Origin of the sequence: uncultured Meiothermus sp. (assembly GCF_937863175.1) — a bacterium.
In the GTDB taxonomy this organism is placed as follows: domain Bacteria; phylum Deinococcota; class Deinococci; order Deinococcales; family Thermaceae; genus Meiothermus.
The window spans coordinates 1-4,439 of record NZ_CALMCQ010000146.1; the positions used below are offsets into that span (position 1 = coordinate 1).

Below are 4,439 nucleotides of genomic sequence, written 5' to 3' on the forward strand. Positions count from 1 at the left end.
GTGGCAAGGCCCGGCGCGAGCAGGGGGGGCGGGGTGCGGGCGTTGCGAATGACAAAAAACGGGGCCTGGCGCACCCCTCGATCTACCGCACCCGTAGCCTGAATCAGGGATCCCTGCAGGTAGTGAGCCAGTCGGCGTGAAAACTGGAGGTTGGACTGGGCAACCAGGTCTTTGACCAGCCGATCCGCCACACTCTGGGCCTCGCGGGTGAGGCGGCGGCCCACCTCTCCTCCACCGTTCTCGCGAATTACCTGGGCCAGCAGGCCAGGGTCTATGGTGTTGCCAAAATAGAAGACCTCGATGCCCTGTGCTATGGTATACGCACTGTTGACGTGAATAGAAACAAACAGGGTTCGCATGGAGTTGGCCATGTCAGCCCGCATTCTCAGGTCGGTGGCCTTGTCGCGCGAAAGGTGGGTGTCGCTGGCTCGAGTGAGGATGACCTCAATACCCTGGCTTCGCAGCAGTCTTTGCACACGAAACGCCAGATCGAGGGTAACCTCTTCTTCCACTACAAAGCCCACTGCACCTGGGTCAACCCCCCCGTGTCCGGCATCCAGCACCACGATTCTTGGCTGGGTACGGGCCTGGGGAGGTTGCGGGCGCTGCGGGGGTGGGGCCTGCACCGGACGACTTACCGTTACCACATCCACAATCAAACGTCGCCGGTTTTCTTCGTTCAGGAGAGAGGTTCTGACCTCCACATTTTGCCGCAATCGCACGAAAGCCGTTGCGCCCCCGGATGCTGGGACTACCTGATAGGAGGCCACCTGGGGCGAACCGACCGCCACATCAGCGGCGCTGACACTGATTCCACTAAAACGAATGGTGAACGTGTCGGGAGCCTGGGACACCTGATAAAGGGCAGTGGAGTTCAGATCAAACACCAGCCGCGTGAAGCCTTCGTGGAGGCCCAGCCGGGGAAAGGCCAGGACTGGAGCCAGCATTACAATCAGGAAGGCAAATACCCGCATCTACCTGGGAGTATAGCCGAAAAATACTGGCCTTTCTGCGGATTCAACCTTAAAGTCCGAAGCTGCACCGATTGGCTATTGGTTGATGCTTCGCTCATTCGGTTCATCACGGAGGCTCTAGGATTGGAAGGATGAAGCGTTGGTTGGTTCTGCTCACCCTTTTGTCGCTGGTGGTGTTTGCTTCGCGGTTTGCAGGTTTTGAGGTTAAGCCCAGGGGCAACTCGGAGCTGGATGTGGGAACCGGGGTCTATACCCTGCCCACTGGCGGCACCATCACCGACAACCGCAGCGGACTGGTGCTGGAAGCCCGCCACATCCAGTACAAGGACGGCGAGTTTATTCGGGCCCAGGGGGCCACCCTCAAGTCCAGAGAAGGCGACTTTAGCGCGGCCAGCCTCGAGTATCTGCAAAAGCCCGACACCTTGCGGATGAACGGGGTGCGCTTTAGCTCCCGGCAGCTCAAGGGCATCTCGGCCCAGCAGGGTTTGTTGCTGAAAGACGATGTGCTGGTGCTCAAGGGGGAGGTACGCTCGAACGACCCCATGCTCGAGGCCAGCACGCTTATTGTGGACACCACCCGAGACCAGGCACTGGTGCTGGGGGTCTTCACCTACCGCGACGGGGCCACCACCCTGCGCGGAAATCGGCCCGATAGCACTTTGTTGCTCAACTTTGCCGACGGGAGAGTGCGGGCCACCACCCGTGTTCCGGTAGATATTCTGAATCGCCTGCGCCCCTACGCCGATAGACTGTAGGGCGTGCAAATGGAGCAAGAAGGTCATAGATTTTGGTACTCGAGGCCGTCGTGGTTAAGCGGGCCGGGGGGCCAGGGGCCATGAAACGGTCTCTCCCCTGCTCCCCCGCTCTCCAACTCCCCCTCTTACTCCTGCTGTTTACCGGGCTGGGCTGGGCCGCACCAGCCGCAACGACCCCTTGCCCCGAGCACCCATACACCCTCGAGACCCCCGAGGGGCTGGCAGGTGGAGGAAACCTGGAATTCGATGGCGAGGTGGCGATTTTTAGTGATGGGGCCTGTTTGCAGACCAGAGGGCTGCTTCTGCAGGCCCCCGAGCTGCGTTACAACCAGAACAGTGGCGAACTCACCGCAGGCAGTATTGAAGTACAGACCCCTCGCTACCGCTTCTGGGCCGAAGAAAGCATCGTTAAGGGACAGGTTTTGCTGGCCAGTGGGATTCGGGCTACCCCCTGCAAGTGCGGCGACGATCTGCGGCTCCTGTCCCAAACCCTGCGGTTTGATACCCGGAGCGGCGAGATCGTGCTGGAAGAGAGCCGGCTCGAGGTCTATCAGCTGGGCCTGGCCCGCTTCAACGAGTTGCGCCTCGATCCCCACCAACCGCTCAGCGAAAGCCTGGGGCTTAGCCAGGCAGGTGGAGCCGATGCCCCCCTTATCCTGCCGGTTCGTTTCGACTTCGACCAGGGTTTGAATCTGGGTTTGAGCGAGTTTCCCCTGCCCGACCCGGGGGTTTTTTCCGGCAAGTTCACGACCCGGCTGACCCTGCTGGGCCTGCGCTTGGGCAGTCCCGATCCGGTGTTGCGGGTAGGCTTTGCGGCACAGGGGGAAAACCGTCAGGCCAGCCTGCAACTCGACAGTAAACCCAGTGGTTTTGCCAGCCGGGGCGAGGTGGTGGATGGCCCCTTGTTTTTTGTCCACGACAGCGAAAAGGGGCGTTATGCTTTCGGGTTGAAGCAGGCTTTTGTCCTGGAGCGCTTTACCCTGACCCCCTTTGGTTGGGTGGCCCAGGACTGGCGGGACGGAACCCCGGCCACCCTGGAACGCGGGCTGGCCGCCGGGGCTGAGTTGCGCTACAACTTCGAGGTACAGGAAGGGCCGTTTCGCTTTCGCCTCGAGCCTTTCGGAGTCGCAGCGCTCTACAACCAGCCCCAGCAGTACGCGGCCTATGGTGGGCAGGCCGAAGGCCGCTACGAGGGCGAGTTTGCCCTGCGCGTCGGCTATACCTGGGCCATCGAGTCCACCCCGGGGCGCTTCTGGCTCGAGCGCCACCAGGCCACCCAGAAGCTTACCGGCAGCCTGCAATACACCGGGTTCAAACTCGAGGCCGAACACGACTTTCTCAAGGCCCAAACCCTGGGCAGCCTGCGGGTCGGTTATACCCAGGACTCTGGCGAGGTGTGGGCCCAGTTCAATACTTGCTGGAATTGTGTGGGCAAAACCCTCAGCAATGGGCGCGACAACTGGGAGCGAAGGGAGCTGGTGATGGGTTTTACCCCGGTGCCGCTCACCTGTACCTACGACCTCAACCTCACCCCGCTCCTCGGGTATGATTTCCTGCGGCAGGGCGTAAGCCGCTGGGGGTTGGAACTGCGCTACGCCGACTGCTGTTTTGTCTGGCGGCTGGGCTACCAGGAAATCCGCATCGCTCAGGAACCGGGCGAAACTGCCAATGGCAGGCTGGTTTTTGGACTGGAAATTCGATGACCCATCTGGATCGTTACATTCTCCGCGAAGCTGTGCCGGTCTTTTTGTTTGGGCTGGTGCTGTATGTGGGCTTTGGGTTGATCAGCAACCTCCTCCCCCGGGCGCAGTGGATGGGGACCGCCGAACTGGGCAGCATTCTCAAGTGGCTGGCCCTGCAGGTGCCTGCCGCCTCGGTGCAGGCGCTGCCCATTGCGGGCCTGCTGTCAATTTTGCTGGCTTTTGGACGGCTGGCGCGGGAAAACGAGCTACTGGTGATGCAGGCCGGGGGTATCTCGATACGCCGTACGGCCCGGCTGTTTTTGCTGGGTGGGCTTTTGATGAGCGGGCTTTCGCTGGCGCTCTCGGAATGGGTGGTGCCCTGGGCCAACCGAGCCACAGCAGTGGTCTATTTCAACGAGCTGATCCCTGAGCGCACCGCGCAGTTCAATCTGGTCGGGCGCGAGCTCTCTGTAGGCGAATATACTTTGCGCTACGAAGGTTTCGACCAGGCGAACGACCTGCTCCAGCAAGTGCGCCTCGAGCGCTGGCAGGGCCAGACCATGACCGTGATCCTGGCCCAGACCGCTCGCTTGCAGGATCGGGTGATTGTGTTTCGGGACTACAGGGTCTTTACCCTCGACTTTGCCCAGTTGCCCCTCCCCGACTTTGCCACTCTGGAGCAGGCCGAACTGGGTTTGCAGGGGGTCTTTAGGGCGCAAAATATCGGCCAGGCGGGCGCAGAGTTGAGTGTGCGGCTCTCCAGAAGCCGCGAAGACCTGGAAGCCCAGTATGCCGGGGGCGGCTTCGAAACACCCGTGCGGCTTTCGGAGTGGTGGCGCAAACTCCGCGACCCCAGCACCCCCCCCCGCGAACAGCGTGAAGCTCGAGCCCAGTGGCACTCCGGCATCGCTCTGGCCCTGGGTAACTGGATGGTACTAATTCTGGCCCTCCCCATTGCGGTGCGACGGGCCACCAGTCCCGGTACGGCCCTGGCCCTGGCCCTGGTACTCACCATTGCCTACTACCTG

General features: G+C 61.5%; 4 protein-coding genes. 3 read left to right on the forward strand and 1 reads right to left on the reverse strand.

Going from position 1 to position 4,439, the window contains the following annotated elements; translation table 11 throughout:
• Positions 1 to 974: N-acetylmuramoyl-L-alanine amidase (locus tag Q0288_RS05790; protein ID WP_299428538.1), on the reverse strand; the 974-nt coding region annotated here is incomplete at its 3' end.
• A gap of 131 nt (positions 975 to 1,105) precedes the next feature.
• Between Q0288_RS05790 and Q0288_RS05795 the strand changes: the two genes are divergently transcribed.
• The 3 genes from Q0288_RS05795 to Q0288_RS05805 all read left to right on the forward strand — a co-directional run.
• Positions 1,106 to 1,729: a hypothetical protein gene (locus Q0288_RS05795; RefSeq protein ID WP_299428541.1), complete on the forward strand. Its 624-nt coding sequence runs from the start codon at positions 1,106 to 1,108 to the stop codon at positions 1,727 to 1,729.
• Between the two features lie 80 nt (positions 1,730 to 1,809).
• Entirely contained in the window at positions 1,810 to 3,432 is a 1,623-nt protein-coding gene (locus tag Q0288_RS05800; RefSeq protein ID WP_299428543.1) for a hypothetical protein, read from the forward strand.
• The coding region (locus Q0288_RS05805; protein WP_299428545.1) for an LptF/LptG family permease at positions 3,429 to 4,439 on the forward strand (1,011 nt) is incomplete at its 3' end. The genes Q0288_RS05800 and Q0288_RS05805, both read left to right, overlap by 4 nt.

Bases quoted from the DNA above. Each gene is read 5' to 3' on its own strand.
- Q0288_RS05795 (WP_299428541.1), top strand. From the start codon at position 1,106: ATGAAGCGTTGGTTGGTTCTGCTCACCCTTTTGTCGCTGGTGGTGTTT.
- Q0288_RS05800 (WP_299428543.1), top strand. From the start codon at position 1,810: ATGAAACGGTCTCTCCCCTGCTCCCCCGCTCTCCAACTCCCCCTCTTA.